Origin of the sequence: Paractinoplanes hotanensis (genome assembly GCF_023717965.1) — a bacterium.
Classification (GTDB): domain Bacteria; phylum Actinomycetota; class Actinomycetes; order Mycobacteriales; family Micromonosporaceae; genus Actinoplanes; species Actinoplanes polyasparticus.
The window spans coordinates 37,605-53,577 of record NZ_JAMQOL010000042.1; the positions used below are offsets into that span (position 1 = coordinate 37,605).

Annotated in this window: 13 protein-coding genes; 8 read left to right on the forward strand and 5 right to left on the reverse strand. The window is 71.2% G+C overall.

What is annotated here, in order from left to right; genetic code table 11:
* Positions 1–151 precede the first annotated feature (151 nt).
* Entirely contained in the window at positions 152–1,393 is a 1,242-nt protein-coding gene (gene purD, locus LXN57_RS29375) for a phosphoribosylamine--glycine ligase (RefSeq protein ID WP_251801452.1), read from the reverse strand.
* A 119-nt stretch (positions 1,394–1,512) separates the two neighbouring features.
* On the opposite strand from purD, the gene LXN57_RS29380 reads away from it, so the two are divergent.
* The 3 genes from LXN57_RS29380 (at position 1,513) to LXN57_RS29390 (ending at position 5,603) form a co-directional block, all read left to right on the forward strand.
* A complete protein-coding gene (locus tag LXN57_RS29380) occupies positions 1,513–2,805 on the forward strand; it encodes an adenylosuccinate synthase (protein WP_251801453.1) in 1,293 nt (430 codons plus the stop codon).
* Between the two features lies 1 nt (position 2,806).
* On the forward strand, positions 2,807–3,766 hold the full coding sequence (locus tag LXN57_RS29385) for a diacylglycerol kinase family protein (protein ID WP_251801454.1): 960 nt from the start codon (positions 2,807–2,809) through the stop codon (positions 3,764–3,766).
* A gap of 67 nt (positions 3,767–3,833) precedes the next feature.
* Positions 3,834–5,603, forward strand: coding sequence for a chromosome partitioning protein (locus LXN57_RS29390; protein ID WP_251801556.1), 1,770 nt, complete (start codon positions 3,834–3,836; stop codon positions 5,601–5,603).
* A gap of 4 nt (positions 5,604–5,607) precedes the next feature.
* Here the strand turns inward: LXN57_RS29390 and LXN57_RS29395 are convergent, their stop codons facing one another.
* Together LXN57_RS29395 and LXN57_RS29400 are read right to left on the reverse strand one after the other, a co-directional pair.
* Positions 5,608–6,030 (reverse strand): DUF3151 domain-containing protein, encoded by a 423-nt coding sequence (locus tag LXN57_RS29395; protein WP_221380832.1) that lies wholly within the window; start codon positions 6,028–6,030, stop codon positions 5,608–5,610.
* 90 nt (positions 6,031–6,120) lie between these two features.
* The gene (locus tag LXN57_RS29400) at positions 6,121–7,110 is read right to left on the reverse strand and encodes an ADP-ribosylglycohydrolase family protein (protein ID WP_251801455.1); all 990 of its coding nucleotides are present in this window, start codon (positions 7,108–7,110) and stop codon (positions 6,121–6,123) included.
* Between the two features lie 18 nt (positions 7,111–7,128).
* Here LXN57_RS29400 and LXN57_RS29405 point away from each other — a divergent pair, with 18 nt between their 5' ends.
* On the forward strand, positions 7,129–8,367 hold the full coding sequence (locus LXN57_RS29405; RefSeq protein ID WP_251801456.1) for an LOG family protein: 1,239 nt from the start codon (positions 7,129–7,131) through the stop codon (positions 8,365–8,367).
* On the opposite strand, the gene LXN57_RS29410 is transcribed toward LXN57_RS29405, so the two are convergent.
* On the reverse strand, positions 8,329–8,844 hold the full coding sequence (locus tag LXN57_RS29410) for a hypothetical protein (RefSeq protein ID WP_251801457.1): 516 nt from the start codon (positions 8,842–8,844) through the stop codon (positions 8,329–8,331). The two genes, LXN57_RS29405 and LXN57_RS29410, sit on opposite strands and share 39 nt — an antisense overlap.
* A 123-nt stretch (positions 8,845–8,967) precedes the next feature.
* The gene (gene fbaA / locus LXN57_RS29415; protein WP_251801458.1) at positions 8,968–9,993 is read right to left on the reverse strand and encodes a class II fructose-bisphosphate aldolase; all 1,026 of its coding nucleotides are present in this window, start codon (positions 9,991–9,993) and stop codon (positions 8,968–8,970) included.
* A 162-nt stretch (positions 9,994–10,155) separates the two neighbouring features.
* Between fbaA and LXN57_RS29420 the strand changes: the two genes are divergently transcribed.
* The 4 genes from LXN57_RS29420 to LXN57_RS29435 all read left to right on the forward strand — a co-directional run bounded on the left by LXN57_RS29420 (position 10,156) and on the right by LXN57_RS29435 (position 15,916).
* The gene (locus LXN57_RS29420; RefSeq protein ID WP_251801459.1) at positions 10,156–11,760 is read left to right on the forward strand and encodes a hypothetical protein; all 1,605 of its coding nucleotides are present in this window, start codon (positions 10,156–10,158) and stop codon (positions 11,758–11,760) included.
* A gap of 5 nt (positions 11,761–11,765) precedes the next feature.
* Complete coding sequence (locus LXN57_RS29425; RefSeq protein ID WP_251801460.1) at positions 11,766–11,939, forward strand: hypothetical protein; 174 nt, start codon at positions 11,766–11,768, stop codon at positions 11,937–11,939.
* 114 nt (positions 11,940–12,053) lie between these two features.
* On the forward strand, positions 12,054–13,430 hold the full coding sequence (locus tag LXN57_RS29430) for a 3' terminal RNA ribose 2'-O-methyltransferase Hen1 (RefSeq protein ID WP_251801461.1): 1,377 nt from the start codon (positions 12,054–12,056) through the stop codon (positions 13,428–13,430).
* Positions 13,427–15,916, forward strand: a complete 2,490-nt coding sequence (locus tag LXN57_RS29435; RefSeq protein ID WP_251801462.1) for a polynucleotide kinase-phosphatase — start codon at positions 13,427–13,429, stop codon at positions 15,914–15,916. Before LXN57_RS29430 ends, LXN57_RS29435 begins: the two co-directional genes overlap by 4 nt.
* Positions 15,917–15,973 lie beyond the last annotated feature (57 nt).

Consider the following 15,973-nt stretch of genomic DNA (forward strand, 5'->3'; position numbering starts at 1 on the left):
CCAGAGCAGATCTCCCGGCCGGTGAGGCTCAACCGGTCGGGAGGCGGGGCCGGCCCGAGGCTGGCTGTCTGTCTGCGCGGCGTGCTGGTCGGCTCGGCCCGAGTGCTCCGGCTCTCGGTCGGATTGTTCCGCTACAGAGAGATTTGTTCCGCTACAGAGAGATGCGGCCCTCGACCGCGCCCAGCGCGATGTCCCGGCGGAACTGAGAGCCGTCGAGGCGCACGCTGTCGACCAGGGTGTAGGCCGCGTCGCGGGCCGAGGCCAGGTCGGGGCCGGTGGCGGTCACGCTGAGCACGCGGCCGCCGGCCGAGATCAGGGCGCCGTCGTCGCGGCGGGCCGTGCCGGCGTGGATGACACCGGGCACCTCGGCGCCTTCGATCACGTCGCCGGTCCGCGGCGTGCCGGGATAGTTCCGGCTGGCCACCACGACGGTGATCGCCGCGCCGTCGAGCCAGCGCAGCGGCGGGAACTGGGCCAGAGCGCCGGTGGCGGCCGCGTTCAGCAAGCCGGCCAGCGGCGTCTCGAGCAGCGCCAGCACGACCTGGGTCTCGGGGTCGCCGAAGCGGGCGTTGAACTCGATGACCTTGGGGCCGTCGGGGGTCAGGGCGAGCCCGACGTAGAGCAGCCCGGCGAACGGGGTGCCGCGGCGGCGCATCTCGGCCAGCGTCGGCTCCACGGTCTCGGCCAGCACACGCGGCACCAGGTCGGCGGGCGCCCAGGTGAGCGGGGCGTACGCGCCCATGCCGCCCGTGTTGGGCCCCTCGTCGCCGTCGGCCAGGCGCTTGAAGTCCTGGGCGGGCATCAACGGGACGGCCGCCGTGCCGTCGGTGACCACGAACAGCGAGACCTCGGGGCCGGGCAGGTATTCCTCGATCACGACCCGGCCGCACTCGGCCGCGTGCCGCTCGGCCTCGGCGCGGTCGTCGGTCACCACCACACCCTTGCCCGCGGCGAGCCCGTCGTTCTTGACCACGTACGGGACGCCGAGGTCGTCGAGCGCCCGCCTGACCTGATCCTGCGAGGTGCACGCGTACGACCGGGCGGTCGGCACGCCGGCCGCGGCCATCACCTCCTTGGCGAACTGCTTCGACCCCTCGAGCTGGGCCGCCGCCGCACTCGGGCCGAAGCAGGCGATGCCCTTCGCCCGCACGGCGTCGGCCACCCCGGCCACCAGCGGCGCCTCGGGCCCGACGACGACCAGGTCGGCGGCGAGCTCGACGGCGAGCGCCGCCACCGCGGCCGGATCGGTCGCCTTCACCTCGTGCAGCTCGGCGACCTGGGCGATGCCGGGGTTGCCGGGGGCGGCGGCGAGGAAGTCGACGGAGGGGTCGGCAGCGAGGCCGACGGCGAGGGCATGCTCGCGCCCGCCGGAACCGATCAGAAGTACGCGCACGACCGGCGATCCTACCGGCGGGCCGCTTCCCCACGTCGCACAGCAGGGCAGTCGCGTAAACTTCGGCAGTACCCGGACCTCTGCCGAGTACGAGCTGTCCGACGGAAGGCGTCAAGCAAGTGCCGGTGATCGTGTTGGTCGGCGCCCAATGGGGCGACGAGGGCAAGGGCAAAGCCACTGACCTGCTGGGCGACCGGCTCGACTACGTGGTGAAGTTCAACGGCGGAAACAACGCCGGTCACACTGTGGTGATCGAGGGCGAGAAGTACGCCCTGCACCTGCTGCCGAGCGGCATCCTTTCGCCGGGCGTCGTCCCGGTGATCGGCAACGGCGTGGTGATCGACCTCAACGTGCTGTTCCAGGAGATCGACGGTCTGGAATCGCGCGGCATCGACACGTCGCGGCTGCGCATCAGCGCGAACGCGCACGTCATTCCGTCGTACAACCGCTCGCTCGACAAGGTCAGCGAGCGTTACCTGGGCGCGCGGCGGATCGGCACCACCGGTCGTGGCATCGGCCCGACCTACGCCGACAAGATGAACCGCGTCGGCGTCCGCGTGCAAGACCTCTTCGACGAGTCGATCCTGCGGCAGAAGGTCGAGGCGGCCCTCTCCTTCAAGAACCAGATCCTCGCGAAGATCTACAACCGCCAGGCGGTCAAGCCGGACGACGTGGTCAACGAGCTTCTGTCGTACGTGGAACGCCTGCGCCCCTACGTCGGTGACACCGCCCTCGAGCTCTCCGAGGCGCTGGACGCCGGCAAGGTCGTGCTGTGCGAGGCCGGGCAGGCCACGCTGCTCGACGTCGACCACGGCACCTACCCGTTCGTGACCAGCTCGAACGCGACGGCCGGGGGCGCCTGCACCGGTTCCGGCATCCCACCCACCCGCATCGACCGGGTGGTCGCTGTGCTCAAGGCGTTCACCTCCCGCGTCGGCGAGGGCCCGTTCCCCACCGAACTGCACGACAAGTTCGGCGACCACCTGCGCGAGGTCGGTCAGGAGTACGGCACGACGACCGGCCGCCCGCGCCGCATCGGCTGGCTCGACCTGGTGATGGCCCGCTACGCCCAGCGGATCAACGGCGTCACCGACTTCGTTCTCACCAAACTGGACAATTACGACGACCTCGACGAGATCCCCGTCTGTGTCGCGTACGAGGTGAACGGCGTCCGCCACGACGAGATGCCGATCAGCCAGTCCGACTTCCACCACGCCGTCCCGATCTTCGAGACGATGCCGGGCTGGAAGCAGAGCATCATGGGCGCCCGCTCGTTCGACGACCTGCCCAAGGAGGCGCAGGACTTCGTCGTCTTCGTCGAGGAGCGCATCCGCGCCCGCATCTCGGTGGTCGGCGTCGGCCCCGCGCGCGACCAGGTCATCGAGCGGCACTCGGTCCTGAGTGGAGCCTGACGTGTACGACGTGGTCCTGCTCAGCCTGGCCGAGGGTCAGGGTTCCGGCGGGGGCGCGTGCGGCGCCGAGTGCGGTGGCTGCGCGCCCGCGACAGCCTGCACGCCGCGGGTTCCGGTGTTGCGGTGCGCCGACGCGCTCACCGCGGCCGGGGCCCGCGTCGAGACGGTCACCGCCGCTTCCGATCAAGAGATCGACGAGGTGCTGGCCCGGTTCGACGGCCCGGCCCGGCCCGACGGCCTGACCTGGCCCGACCCCGACAGCAAGGTTCGCCTGGTGGTGGCCTCGGCGACCGACGGTCAGTTGCGCGCCGTCGTGCGGCGGCTGGTCCGGCGGTACGCTCCCCCGCCCAGTAAACGCCCCGGCGACCTGCCCACGGGCCGCACCGTACCCGACCTGCCGGCGCTGGCGATCCTGCCGCTCGACGCGGGTGACACCACCGACCTCGCGGCGCAACTGGGCCTGCCCCGCACCCCCGGGCAGGTGGCCGCGGCCGTCCTGAGCGGCTCGGTGCGGCGCCTCGACCTGCTGCGCAACGACGGCGGATCGGTCACGGTGGATGGTGCCCTGGTCGGCGGCATGGACGACAACGGGCACGCGGTGCCGTGGCGGGGCCGGGTCGAGGTCGACGACGCGGTGTTGTCCGACGGCGAGGAGCCGATTCTCGCCTGCGCGATCGGCAACAGCGCCGGCTACGCCGAGTTCGCCGGCCTGCGACTGCTGGCCGAGGGCGATGCGGTGGACGGTCAGGTCGAGGTCGCGGTGGCCGTGCCGTCCATCGTCAAGCAGCGGTTCCGCGGCACGAAGATGCGCGTCGAAGTGCGCCGGGCGCGCGGCCGCGCGGTCTCGGTGCTCCCCCGCGACGGCGAGATCCAGTTCCTCGACGACGGGGTCGGCGGCGCGATGAACCGCAAGCGCTCGTGGTGGACCGAGGCCGGGGCCTGGGCGGTGTACGCGAGCTGACCTACTGTGTGACTCTGGAGTAGCAGATTTCGGACGGCATCCGGGGAGGGTCGCATCCGTGGCATCGGTGGAGGACGACGACGCTGACCGCGTTTACGTCCCGGGTTCGGCCAACAACCCCACACCGCCCGACCGGGATGTCGAACCGTTCTGGGCGGCGGAGGAGCTGGAAGCGCCGGTGCACGGCCGGCCTGTGCCGCACGAGGCCCCGCCGCCCGTCCCGCTGCCGCAACCGCCGAACGGGGCTCCCGGGGTCTACCGGCCGGGCGAGCGCATTCCGGTGCCGCCGCCCGTCGCTGTTCCGGTGCCCCCGCCGGCGAACATCCAGGTGCCGGCCCCGCGGCCCGCGCCGCCGCCCACCCAGGCCTGGCCCAATCTCGAGCCGTCGGCGCCCGCTCCCGAGTCGCCGGTGCCGGTGTCGCCGGTCTTCGGGGGCGACGAGTCCGGTGTGCACACCTCCCCCGACTCGCCTTGGTCACAGCCTCCGCAGCGGTCGGCGCCGGCCCCCGAGGCCCAGCCGCCCGCGCCCGCGCGCGCCTCGGTTCCGGTCGCGCCCGAACAGCCTCCGGCGAGCCGGCCCGAGGCGGGGGAAGCGGCCAACGGCGCGATCTATCGCCCGGCCGCCCCGCCGCCGCAAGCTCACGGTGCTGCCGCCGTACCCCCGCAAGCGCCGCCGGCCCCGCCCACCGCGCCTCGGCAAATGCCCGGTCCGTATCCGCCCAGCATCGACCCGCGCGCGATCCCGCCGCAGGCAGCCATGCCGCATCCCCAGCCACCCGCAATGCCGCCGCAGGCCGCTGTGCCCCATCCGCAGCCGCCGCAGGCAGCCGTGCCCCATCCGCAGCCGCCCGCGCCGGCCCAGCCCTCGACCGATCCGTTCCAAGATCTGCCCTGGGTCTCCGACGGCACGCCCACCGCCGAGGAGTTCGCCCGCCGCCGCATGGCCAAGCCGGCCGACCCGGTGGCCACCCAGGGGCCCCGGGCGATGCTCCGCAAGGGCACGATGGGCCTGGTCAAGCTGGCTCCGGGCAAGCGCGAGCAGGAGTACAAACAGGACGTCGAGATGGTCCGCCGCAACTTCGGCGGGCTCCGGCAGGTCACCGTGGTCAACCCCAAGGGCGGCGCCGGCAAGACCGTGGCCGTGCTGCTGCTGGCCATGACGTTCGGGCAGAAGCGCGGCGGCTACGTGCTGGCCTGGGACAACAACGAGACCCAGGGCACCCTCGGCATGCGCGCCCAGCAGGACTTCCACGCCCGTACGGTGCGCGACATGATGCGTGACCTGCATCTGTTCCGCGGCTCGCAGGGGCGCGTGGGTGACCTGTCGCAATATGTGCGGGCCCAGGGCGAGGGCATGTTCGACGTGCTCGCCTCGGACGAGTCGGCCACCGCGGGCGAGATGCTGACGGCCGACGCGTTCGGTGAGATCCGCGAGATCGTGAGCCGGTTCTACAAGCTGATCTTCGTGGACACCGGCAACAACGTGCGCGCGCAGAACTGGCAGGCGGCCATGGACGCCACCGACCAACTGGTGATCACCATGTCGGCCCGCAACGATTCGGCCGAGACCGCGGCGCGGATGCTCGACCACCTCGAGCAGAGCGGACGGCAGCGTCTCGTGCGACAGGCGGTCAGCGTGGTGTCGATGCCGCCGACCCGCAAGGACATCGACCTGCCGGCCATCCAGCGGCACTTCGCGGCCCGCACGAGGGCGGTGCTGCTGGCCCCGTACGAGAAGTTGATCGACTCCGGCGAGCCGATCCGCTACGGCCACCTCTCCAGCCACACCAAGGATGCCTGGCTGAAGATCGCGGCGGCCGTAGCGGAAGGTCTGTAGAGGCTCAGCTCAGGGCGTCGGCGGCAGCGGGGTCGCTGTCCCGCAGGAACTGGGCGCAACGGGCTGCCTCGTCGGCCTCGCCGATCTCGGCCGCGGCCTGCGAGAGCGAGTAGAGACAGCGCAGGAAGCCCTGGTTGGGCCCGTGCGACCAGGGGATCGGGCCGTGGCCCTTCCAGCCGTTGCGGCGCAGGGCGTCGAGGCCGCGGTGATAGCCGGTGCGGGCGAAGGCGTACGCGGTGACCGGGTCGCCGTCAGCCAGGGAACCGGCCGCGAGGGCGGCCCAGGCCGCGCTGTAGGTCGGGTGATCCGCGGCAACGGACTTGAGGGCCTCTGTCGTGCCCGTCGCGGTCGCTTCCGCGAAGGCCTTGTCGGCCTCGGTGTCGGCGGGGAGCAGGGTAGCCGGAGGCTCGGGGAGCAGATTCTGCATGACCTAATTCAACCGGCCCGCGGACCAGGCATTCCGCCGGGGCACCGAAAGATCACCCCGGATTCGCGGTCCGTTCCGGCCGGGCCCTTCTCAGTCCCAGGCCGCGGCGACCCGGGCGAGCCGGTCGGCGTACTCGATCTGCTCGCGCCACGGCGCCGGCCAGGCCTCGAGGCCGAGTGCGGCGCCGGCGAAAGCCCCGGCCAGGCAGGCGATCGAGTCGGAGTCGCCGGACGACGCGGCGCCCCGGCCCAGCACGGCCACCGGCTCGTCGGGCGAGATCAGGTAGCAGTACAGCGCGGTCGCCAGCGCCTCCTCGGCGATCCAGCCCTCGCCGGTGGCCAGGCACGGGTCGCCGTCGAAGTCTCCGGCCCGCAGAGCGACGCCGACCCGGTCGAGGGCAGCTGCCGTCTCGTCCCAGCCCTGGGCGATGAACTGCTCCGGACTGCCGGCCCCCGACTCCTGCCACAGATCGCCGAGCCACGCCTCGCGGTAGACCGTGCGCTGGCTGTCGGCCCGCTCTCGCAACGCGTCCAGCAGGTCACCGGGTTTGCGGCCCCCGGCCAGCCACCAACAGGCATAAGCGGTGAGTTCGCTCGCGGCGAGCCCGGTCGGGTGACCGTGGGTGAGGCCGGCCTGCAGTTGGGCCAGGCCGGCGCGCTGGTCCTCGTCGAGGCCGGGGTGCAGCCCGACAGGAGTGACGCGCATGTTGGCGCCGCAGCCCTTCGATCCGGCTACGGTCGCATGCTGCCACTTCGTGTTCTCGCTGAGGGCGGCACACGCTCTCAGGCAGGTCATGCCCGGGGCGCGATTGTTGTCGGGGCTCTTGGCCCAGGCGAGGAAGTGGGCACGCAGCAGCGGCTCCATCGCCGCCGGCGTGATCGCGGGCGCTTCCAGCATCGCTTCGCCGACTGCCAGCGCCATCTGCGTGTCGTCGGTGACCAGCGCCGGGTTGCCGGTCAGCTGCCGCGGGCCGCGGGGGCCGTAGGTGGCGACGATCGTCGCGTAGTCCTGAAACTCGGTGGGCTTGCCCAGCGCGTCCCCGTACGCCAGCCCGAAGAGCGATCCCGCGACCTTTTGCACAATGACTACCCTACGGTCATGCCCGGCGACCCTCTACAGCCCGTACTCGGTGGACCCGTCCCGTTCGACGCCACCGCGACCGAGATCGAATCCCGGGCCGAGCTCGACGTTCACCTGGCGGCCAAGTCGCTGGCCGACCTGGTGATCCTCGGCCTGCGGCTCGACCTCGACCCGCCCGATCTCGCCGACGTCGACGTGCGTGGGGCGCTGTTCGTGGGCTGCCGGCTCGAGAACGACGACGTCGAGATCGACCTGATCCGGCGCGGGGCCCACCTGATCCCGCCGTTCGACGCGCGGCCCTACCCGACGCATCCGGCCAACCTCTACACGCCGGAGGACCTGTCGTTCGGTTTCGCCACCGAGGGCTTCGCCGGCATGTACGACACGCTGGTCTACGACCACTTCGTGGCGCACGGTCACGCAGCGCCGGACATCCGCGAGGCGATCGCCCAGCGGCTTCACGACGCCGGCATCGACAACGCGCTGGGCAAGGCGCTGGCCGCGTGGGTGCAGGCGCGGGGGCGGGCCGGAGCGGTCGGCATCATGGGCGGGCACGCGGCGCCACGCGGGTCGGCCGCGTACCGGATGGCGGCCACCCTGTCGTGGCGGCTGGCCTCGGTCGGCCGGCTGGTGGTGACCGGCGGCGGGCCCGGCGTCATGGAGGCGGCCAACCTGGGCGCGTACTTCTCGACCCGTCCCGCTTCCGAGCTGGCGTCGGCGATCGAGATGCTGTCGGTGGCGCCGCATTTCGCCGACCACGACCCGTACACCGCGGTCGCGCTCGCTGTCCGCACCAAGTTCCCGGCGCCCGCGACGCCGGTGAGCGACGTGGTCGGGCGGCTGCTGCACGGCGGACTGGCCCTGCCAACCTGGCTCTACGGCCACGAGCCCGCCAACCTCTTCGCCGGTCAGATCGGAAAGTACTTCTCCAACGCTGTACGGGAGGACTCGATCCTGCGCCTGTCGCGCGGCGGCATCGTGTTCGCGCCCGGCTGGGCCGGCACTGTGCAAGAGATCTTCCAGGCCGCGACGAAGACCTTCTACCAGACCGACGGACCGTCGGGCGCCTTCGTCTTCCTCGGCGTCGACCACTGGAAGCAGCTACCGGTCGAGGAGCTGTTGCGTCCACTGCTGGCCCGGAGCCCGCACGGTGATCAGTCGAACCTCGTGGTCGTCACCGACTCGCTCGACGAGGCGATGGCTGCCCTGGCGGCCGGCTCAGGCCACATGCACACGCCGCCAATTGGTCACGGGTAGTTCGTTCTCCGGCACGTCGGTGATGCCGTTCTCGTCCATCGCGTTGAAGATGGCCAGCCGCGCGTCCTCGAAGAGGAACTCGACAGCGTGCAACACCCGGGGCCGCCACTCGGCCACGGTCACCAGCTCGATGATGTTGACGGCACGCAGAATGCTGCCGCGGGCGCTGCGCAGGGCGGCGTGCGGGTCGGGGCGCCAGTCGAAGTGCTCGTACCAGTCGATCGGGACGTTCAGATCGATCTGGTCCCAGGTGATGGCGCATTCGTCGAATTTGCGATGAGTGATTTCGACGTGTGTGGTGCCGAAGTCCAGGATCACCGGGCCGTCCGCGAACCAGCCGCGCTCGGCGACATCCCACATCAGCCAGCTCGACCGCAGCTTGCGCCCGATGAGCCGCACGAATCTCGTCCGGTGGACCGCCGCCAATGCCTCGGCATCATGGTGCCACTGGGGTTCGTATCCCTCGATGCCGAGCACGATCTTGGTCCTCCTCTCAAGGGAGGAACGATCGTATACATACCTCTGAGTAACCCGGCAACACGAGGAGACGGGCGGCACCCCTCCTGGGGAACCGCCCGTCATCGTTCGACTACTTTTCGATTACTTCGAGAGGGTGGTGCCCGCCGAGCGCAGGTGCTCACACGCCTCGACGACACGCTTCGCGAGGCCGTTCTCGGCCAGCTTGCCCCAGGCGCGCGGGTCGTACGCCTTCTTGTTGCCGACCTCGCCGTCGATCTTCAGAACGCCGTCGTAGTTCTTCATCATGTGGTCGACCACCGGGCGGGTGAACGCGTACTGCGTGTCGGTGTCGATGTTCATCTTGACCACGCCGTAGTCCAGGGCGCCGTGGATCTCGGACAGCAGCGAGCCCGAACCACCGTGGAAGACCAGGTCGAACGGCTTCTCCTTGCCGTACTTGGCGCCGACCGCCTCCTGGATCTCCTTGAGGATCTCGGGACGCAGCTTGACGTTGCCCGGCTTGTAGACGCCGTGCACGTTGCCGAAGGTCAGGGCCGTCATGTAGCGGCCCTTCTCGCCCAGGCCCAGGGCGGCCGCAGTGGCCAGGCCGTCCTCGACGGTCGAGTAGAGCTTGTCGTCGATCGCGGCCGAGACGCCGTCCTCCTCGCCGCCGACCACGCCGACCTCGATCTCGAGGATGACGTGCGCGGCAGCCGCCGCGGCCAGCAGTTCCTCGGCGATCTGCAGGTTCTCGTCGACCGGCACGGCCGAGCCGTCCCACATGTGCGACTGGAACAGCGGGGCGCGGCCGTTGGCGACGCGCTCCTTGCTGATCGCGAGCAGCGGGCGGACGTAGGAGTCCAGCTTGTTCTTCGGGCAGTGGTCGGTGTGCAGCGCGATGTTGATCGGGTAGTTCTTGGCGACCTCGGTGGCGTACTCGGCGAGCGCGACCGCACCGGTGATCATGTTCTTGACGGTGGGGCCGGACGCGTACTCGGCGCCGCCGGTCGAGATCTGGACGATGCCGTCGCTGCCGGCCTCGGCAAAGCCCTGCAGCGCCGCGTTGAGGGTCTGCGAGGACGTCACGTTGATCGCGGGGTAGGCGAACGCGCCCGCCTTGGCGCGGTCCAGCATCTCGGCGTAGACCTCGGGAGAAGCGATGGGCATCGGTGCGCTCCTAGCTCGTTGCTTTACGGGAGACAGAGGGCAGGACCGCGCTGTCCTCCAGCGGCCAAGTATTCCGTAGCGGCTTCGGCGTTGGGAAATGACCCCGTAACTGTCCAGCGGAAACCGGCTCATCGGACATAGAGGGCGACTTACGCTCCGACCATGCGATTGATCTCGCGGGCGCTTGCGGTAGCGCTGCTTCTCGTCCTGCTGCCGCTGCAGCCCGCCGCCGCGGCGCCCACGACGGCCACCCTCGAACCTCATGTCCAGCCGATCACTCTGGCTCCGGGCAGCAACACCCGTTACGCCGTCGTCGATGTTCGCAGTACGAACGCCGAGCCGGGCATTCTCGTACGCCTGGAGGTGACCGTCGATCTGGGCGGCGCCACCGAGTTCGCGGACGTCAGCGTCGAACCGGGTTTCGGTACGACCAGCGCCGGGGGCGGTGAGGTCGTCATGGAGCCCGGCGACACGTCGACGCCGTGCCGCCGCACGGACGACACGGTCACTTGCTCGTGGACCTCGACCCCCTCCTCGGAGACGGTGTTCCAGAGCCCCGCCATGTTGGCCGTCAGGCCACGGACGACGGCCAAGCCCGGCGACCGCGCCGTGCTCACCATGGCCGCCCGGATCGGGGACGGCCCCGTCACCGGCGGCACCTCGGTGATTCGGGTCGGCGAGGGCGTCGACCTGGTGTCGGACGGCGAACAGACCGTGAAGGCGACGCCGGGCCGGTCGGTGCGGACCACCCCGACGGTGCGCAACGGCGGCGCGACCGCGATCGCCGGCGTGGTGCTGGCCCTCAGCGCTCACCCGCGCCTGCTGAGGCAGTCGTCCTATCGGAACTGCCGCTACTACTTCGGCATGGTCTGCACCTTCGACACCACGCTGGAACCGGGACGGCGCTATGCCCTCTCGGCCCCGGTCACCCTGCACTCGCCGGCTGACACCGTGCCGGGCAGCGTCGCGTCCGTGGAACTCGCGTGGATCACGCCGACCGAGTGGGCGGAGACGGATCCGGGTGATTCCGGCCCGCTGGGGACCGGCGCGCCGCTCACGCTTCGACCGCTCGCCACCGCCCAGGACGCGAGTCCCCAGGTTGACGTGAGCCTCGAGGACAATTTCGCCTCCATCGAGTTCGCGGTCACCGGCACGAGGAAACCGAGCCTGAGCGCGATCGGCTCGCGGCTCAGCGCTGCCATCAACGATCGCCGGACGCTCACGGCCGGGCTGATGAACTTCGGGCCGGGGACGATGCGGCCCGACCTGTTCCGGAACAACAGCCTCAGCGTGGCCGTGCGCCTTCCGACCAACGTCGGTGTGGAGGAATATGCCGGCTCCGACTGTTATTCCGTGGGCTTCGACCTTCCCTCCGCCGCTCCCCCGACCACGGCCGCGCGAAGCGAGCAGGCGAATGAGTGGTACTGCAACCTGAACCGGGATCTCGGGCCGGGGCAGCGGATGAACTTCTCCTTCCTGGTGACGGTGGAAGACGATTGCGGGACGCCCGGCCAGGTCGAGATCCTGCCGGGCGACGACGGCATCATCGGCCGCGGCCGGAAGGTCGTCCCGCTGTCGGTGAACGTCGCCGGAGCGGCCTGTGCCGCCGTCGCGCTGCCGATCACCGGGCCGGCCGTGGGGTGGACCGCGCTGGCCGCCCTCGTGCTGATCGCCGCCGGCATCGGGCTGGTGGTACGGCGTACCCGGCGACCGGTTTGCGCGCATGCTGAGGGGGCAAGTGGGGCCGGATCGCGACAGGAGGGATGACCACGATGACTGACCCGGGTTTGGAGACGCCGGCCGAGGACGCCGCCGAGCAGTCAGCCGACGCCTTCGGCGAGGACGAGGAGCAGACACAGAACCCTCCCGAACTGAGCGTCGAAACACCGGAGTGGGATGCGCAGGAACAGAGCCAGGTGGTGCGCGGCGAGGACGAGTATCGCTGAGTTCCCCGGGCCGGCGATTCCGTTGTCCACAGGCCGCACGACCCCGATCCGGAGTCGTCCACTGGTCCGCAAATAGGTCGCCCGAGATCGCGATGAGCGCTCATCATCGAGGGCGTGCTGCTCACCGTGACGACCACCCACCGGCCCGCCACCGACCTCGGCTACCTGCTGGTCAAGCATCCTGACCGGGTGCACCGGTTCGACGTGCCCACCGGCACGGCGTACGTGCTCTATCCCGAGGCCACCGACGAAAGGTGCACGGCGGCCCTGCTGCTCGATGTGGATCCGCAGCGGCTACGCGCGCAGCACGACGCGTTCGCCCTGGGCCAGTTCGTCAACGACCGCCCCTACGCGGCGTCCAGCCTGCTGGCCAGCGCCTTGGCCAAGGTCTTCCGCAGTGCGCTGCGCGGCGCCTCCAAAGACCGCCCCGAACTGGTCGCCACCCCGCTCCCGCTGACGATCAGGGTGCCGGTGCTGCGTGGCACCACCGAGCTCGCGACCCGGCTGTTCGAGCCGCTCGGCTGGTCGGTCACGGCCACCCCGATCCCGCTCGAGCCCGTGCTGGGCGGCGACAGCCACTATGTCGACCTCGAGCTGAGCGGCGAGCTCACACTGTCCGCGGCCCTCAACCACCTCTATGTGCTGCTGCCCGTCCTCGACGACGCCAAGCACTACTGGGTGGCCCCCGACGAGATCGACAAGCTGCTGCGATCGGGTGCCGGCTGGCTCGCCGCCCACCCGGAAAGGGTGCTGATCGCCCGCCGCTATCTGGTGCACAAGCGGGCCCTGACCACCACGGCGCTGCAGATGCTCGAGGGTGAAGAGGCCGAGGAACCGCCGACCGAGGAGGACGCGGAGCTTCCCGTACACCGCAAGCAGTCGCTGGCCGATCGGCGCCGCGACGCCGTGCTCGCCGCGCTGGCCGAGGTCGGCGCGTCCCGCGTGCTCGACCTGGGCTGCGGCGGGGGCGCGCTGCTGACCGCCCTACTCAAAGACCGGCGCTACACCGAGGTCGTCGGCGCCGACGTGTCGGCCCGGGCGCTCGAGATCGCGGCCCGCAGGCTGCGCCTCGACCGGATGCCCGAGCGGCAGCGCGACCGCCTGAAGCTGCGGCAGTCCGCGCTCACCTACCGGGACGACCGGCTGCGCGGCTACGACGCCGCCGTGCTCATGGAGGTCATCGAGCACGTCGACCCGCCGCGGCTGCCGGCGCTCGAGGCGAGCGTCTTCGGCCACGCGCGTCCCGGCGCCGTCGTCGTGACGACACCCAACGCGGAATACAACGTCAACTACCCCGGCCTGACCGGTCTGCGCCATTCCGACCATCGCTTCGAATGGAGCCGGGCCGAGTTCGCGGCGTGGGCCCACAGCGTCGCCGGCACCTACGGCTACTCGGTTACCGTGCGCGGGGTCGGCGACGTCGACGAGACCACCGGCTCTCCCACCCAGCTCGCGCTCTTCACCGCTTCACCGTCGGAGGTGACCGCATGATCGACATCCCCGAGCTCGCGCTCGTCGCCCTGGTCGGCATCTCCGGCTCGGGCAAGTCGACCTTCGCGCGCACTCATTTCCGGCCCACCCAGGTGCTCTCCTCCGACTATTTCCGGGGCCTGGTCGCCGACGACGAGAACGACCAGTCGGCCTCAGCCGAGGCGTTCGACGCGCTGCACTACGTCGCGGGCAAGCGACTCACGGCCGGTCGACTCACCGTGGTCGACGCCACCAACCTCCAGCCGCACGGCCGGGCCGCGCTGGTGCGCCTCGCCCGCGACCACGACGTGCTGCCGGTGGCGATCGTCCTCGACGTGCCCGAGGCGCTGGCCTGGGAGCGCACCGAGGCCCGGGCCGATCGCGACTTCGGCCGCCAGGTTCTTTCCCGCATGCATCGTGACCTGCGCCGATCCCTGGGCTCGCTGACCCGCGAGGGCTTCCGCAAGGTGCACGTGCTGCGCGGGCCCGACGAGATCGCCGCCACCGCGATCCGCTACGAGAAGCTCTTCAACGACAAGCGCGACCTGACCGGGCCGTTCGACATCATCGGCGACGTGCACGGTTGCCGGGCCGAGCTCGAGACCCTGCTCGAGCGGCTCGGCTACACCCTGGTCCGCGACGAATCCGCCCGCCCGATCGACGCCGTGCCGCCCGAGGGTCGCACCGCGATCTTCGTCGGCGACCTCGTCGACCGCGGCCCCGACTCGCCGGGTGTGCTGCGCCTGGTCATGGGCATGGTCGCCGCCGGACACGCGCTGTGCGTGCCCGGCAACCACGAACAGAAGCTGGCGCGCAAGCTCAACGGCCGCAACGTGCAGCTCACCCATGGCCTGCCCGAGACACTCGAGCAGCTCGCCGCGGAACCCGACTCGTTCGTGGCGTCGGCCAAGGCGTTCATCGAGGGCCTGGTCAGCCACTACGTGCTCGACGAGGGCCGGCTGGTGGTCGCGCACGCCGGCCTCAAAGAGGCGTACCACGGACGCGCCTCGGGCCGGGTGCGCAGCTTCGCGCTCTACGGCGAGACAACCGGCGAGACCGACGAGTACGGCCTGCCGGTGCGCTACCCGTGGGCGCGGGACTACCGGGGCTCGGCCGCGGTGGTCTACGGCCACACCCCCACCCCGAAGCCGGAATGGATCAACAACACGATCTGCCTCGACACCGGTTGCGTCTTCGGCGGCGCCCTGACCGCGCTGCGCTGGCCGTCGCGCGAGCTGGTGTCTGTGCCGGCCGAGCGGGAGCACTACGCGCCCGTACGCCCGCTGGCGCCGGCGGAGCGGCCCGACGACGGCCTCGACATCGCCGACGTGACCGGGCGGCGGCACCTCGATTACGGGTACGGGCGAGTGACCGTCGCCGCCGAGAATGCCGCCGCCGCGCTCGAGGTGATGAGCCGGTTCGCGCTCGACCCGGCCAGGCTCGTGTGGCTGCCGCCGACCATGGCCCCGTGTTCGACGTCGGCGCTCGACGGCTACCTCGAACACCCGGCAACCGCGTTCGACGATCTCCGCCAGGCCGGCGCCGAGCGGGTCGTGTGCGAAGAGAAGCACATGGGCTCGCGCGCCATCGTGCGGGTGTCCCGCTCCGGCGCGGGCGACACGATCTGGACCCGGACGGGCCGGCCGTTCTTCGGCCCGGCGCTCGACGAGCAGTTGCTCACCCGGGCGCGCGCCGCCGCCGGCGGGCTCTTCGACGAGCTGTCGAGCGACTGGTTGCTGCTCGACGCCGAACTGCTGCCGTGGTCCGCGAAGGCGGCGGGCCTGATCCGCGAGCGCTACGCCGGGGTCGGCGCCGCCGGCCGGGCTGCGCTGCCGGCCGCTCTCGACGTCGTCGACCGGGCCGCCCTGCGTGGGCTCGACGTCTCCGGGCTGCGCAAGCAGCTGTCCCTGCGCTCGGACGAGATCGACGGCTACTCAGCGGCGTACCGCGCGTACGTGAAGCCGACGGACGGGCTCGACGGGGTCACGCTGGCCCCGTTCGCCGTGCTGGCCGGGGCCGGTGTCTCGTACGCCGACCGCGACCACGGCTGGCACCTCGCACTGGCCGACAAGCTGGTGGCCGCCGACCCGGCGCTGTTCACCCCGACCCGCCGCATGATCGTCGAGCTCGGCGACCAGGCTTCCGAGGCCGCCGCGACCCAGTGGTGGCTCGAGCTGACCGCGTCCGGCGGCGAGGGCATGGTGGTCAAGCCGTGGACGGGTCTGAAGGCCGTCGACGAGAAGGGCCGGTTGATCCAGCCGGGGGTGAAGTGCCGTGGCCGCGAATACCTGCGGATCATCTACGGCCCGGAATACACCCGCCCGGAACAGCTCACCCGGCTGCGGCGGCGCAACCTGGGCCGCAAGCGCAACATGGCGTTGCGCGAGCACGGACTGGGACTCGCGGCGCTCGACCGGCTGTCCGAGGGGGCGCCGCTCTGGCGCATCCACGAGCTCGTCTTCGCGATCCTCGCCATCGAGTCGGAGCCCGTCGACCCCCGCCTCTGAGCTGCTGCGCGGCCTGTCGTCCAGAGCCGTTCGGGTGGGTGTCGCGCGCGTTTGGAC

Excerpts from the sequence above, each read along its gene's own strand:
- LXN57_RS29425 (WP_251801460.1), top strand. The coding sequence starts at position 11,766 with ATGACTGACCCGGGTTTGGAGACGCCGGCCGAGGACGCCGCCGAGCAG.
- LXN57_RS29405 (WP_251801456.1), top strand. The coding sequence starts at position 7,129 with ATGCCCGGCGACCCTCTACAGCCCGTACTCGGTGGACCCGTCCCGTTC.
- fbaA (WP_251801458.1), bottom strand. The coding sequence starts at position 9,993 with ATGCCCATCGCTTCTCCCGAGGTCTACGCCGAGATGCTGGACCGCGCC.
- LXN57_RS29420 (WP_251801459.1), top strand. The coding sequence starts at position 10,156 with ATGCGATTGATCTCGCGGGCGCTTGCGGTAGCGCTGCTTCTCGTCCTG.
- LXN57_RS29395 (WP_221380832.1), bottom strand. The coding sequence starts at position 6,030 with ATGCAGAATCTGCTCCCCGAGCCTCCGGCTACCCTGCTCCCCGCCGAC.
- LXN57_RS29435 (WP_251801462.1), top strand. The coding sequence starts at position 13,427 with ATGATCGACATCCCCGAGCTCGCGCTCGTCGCCCTGGTCGGCATCTCC.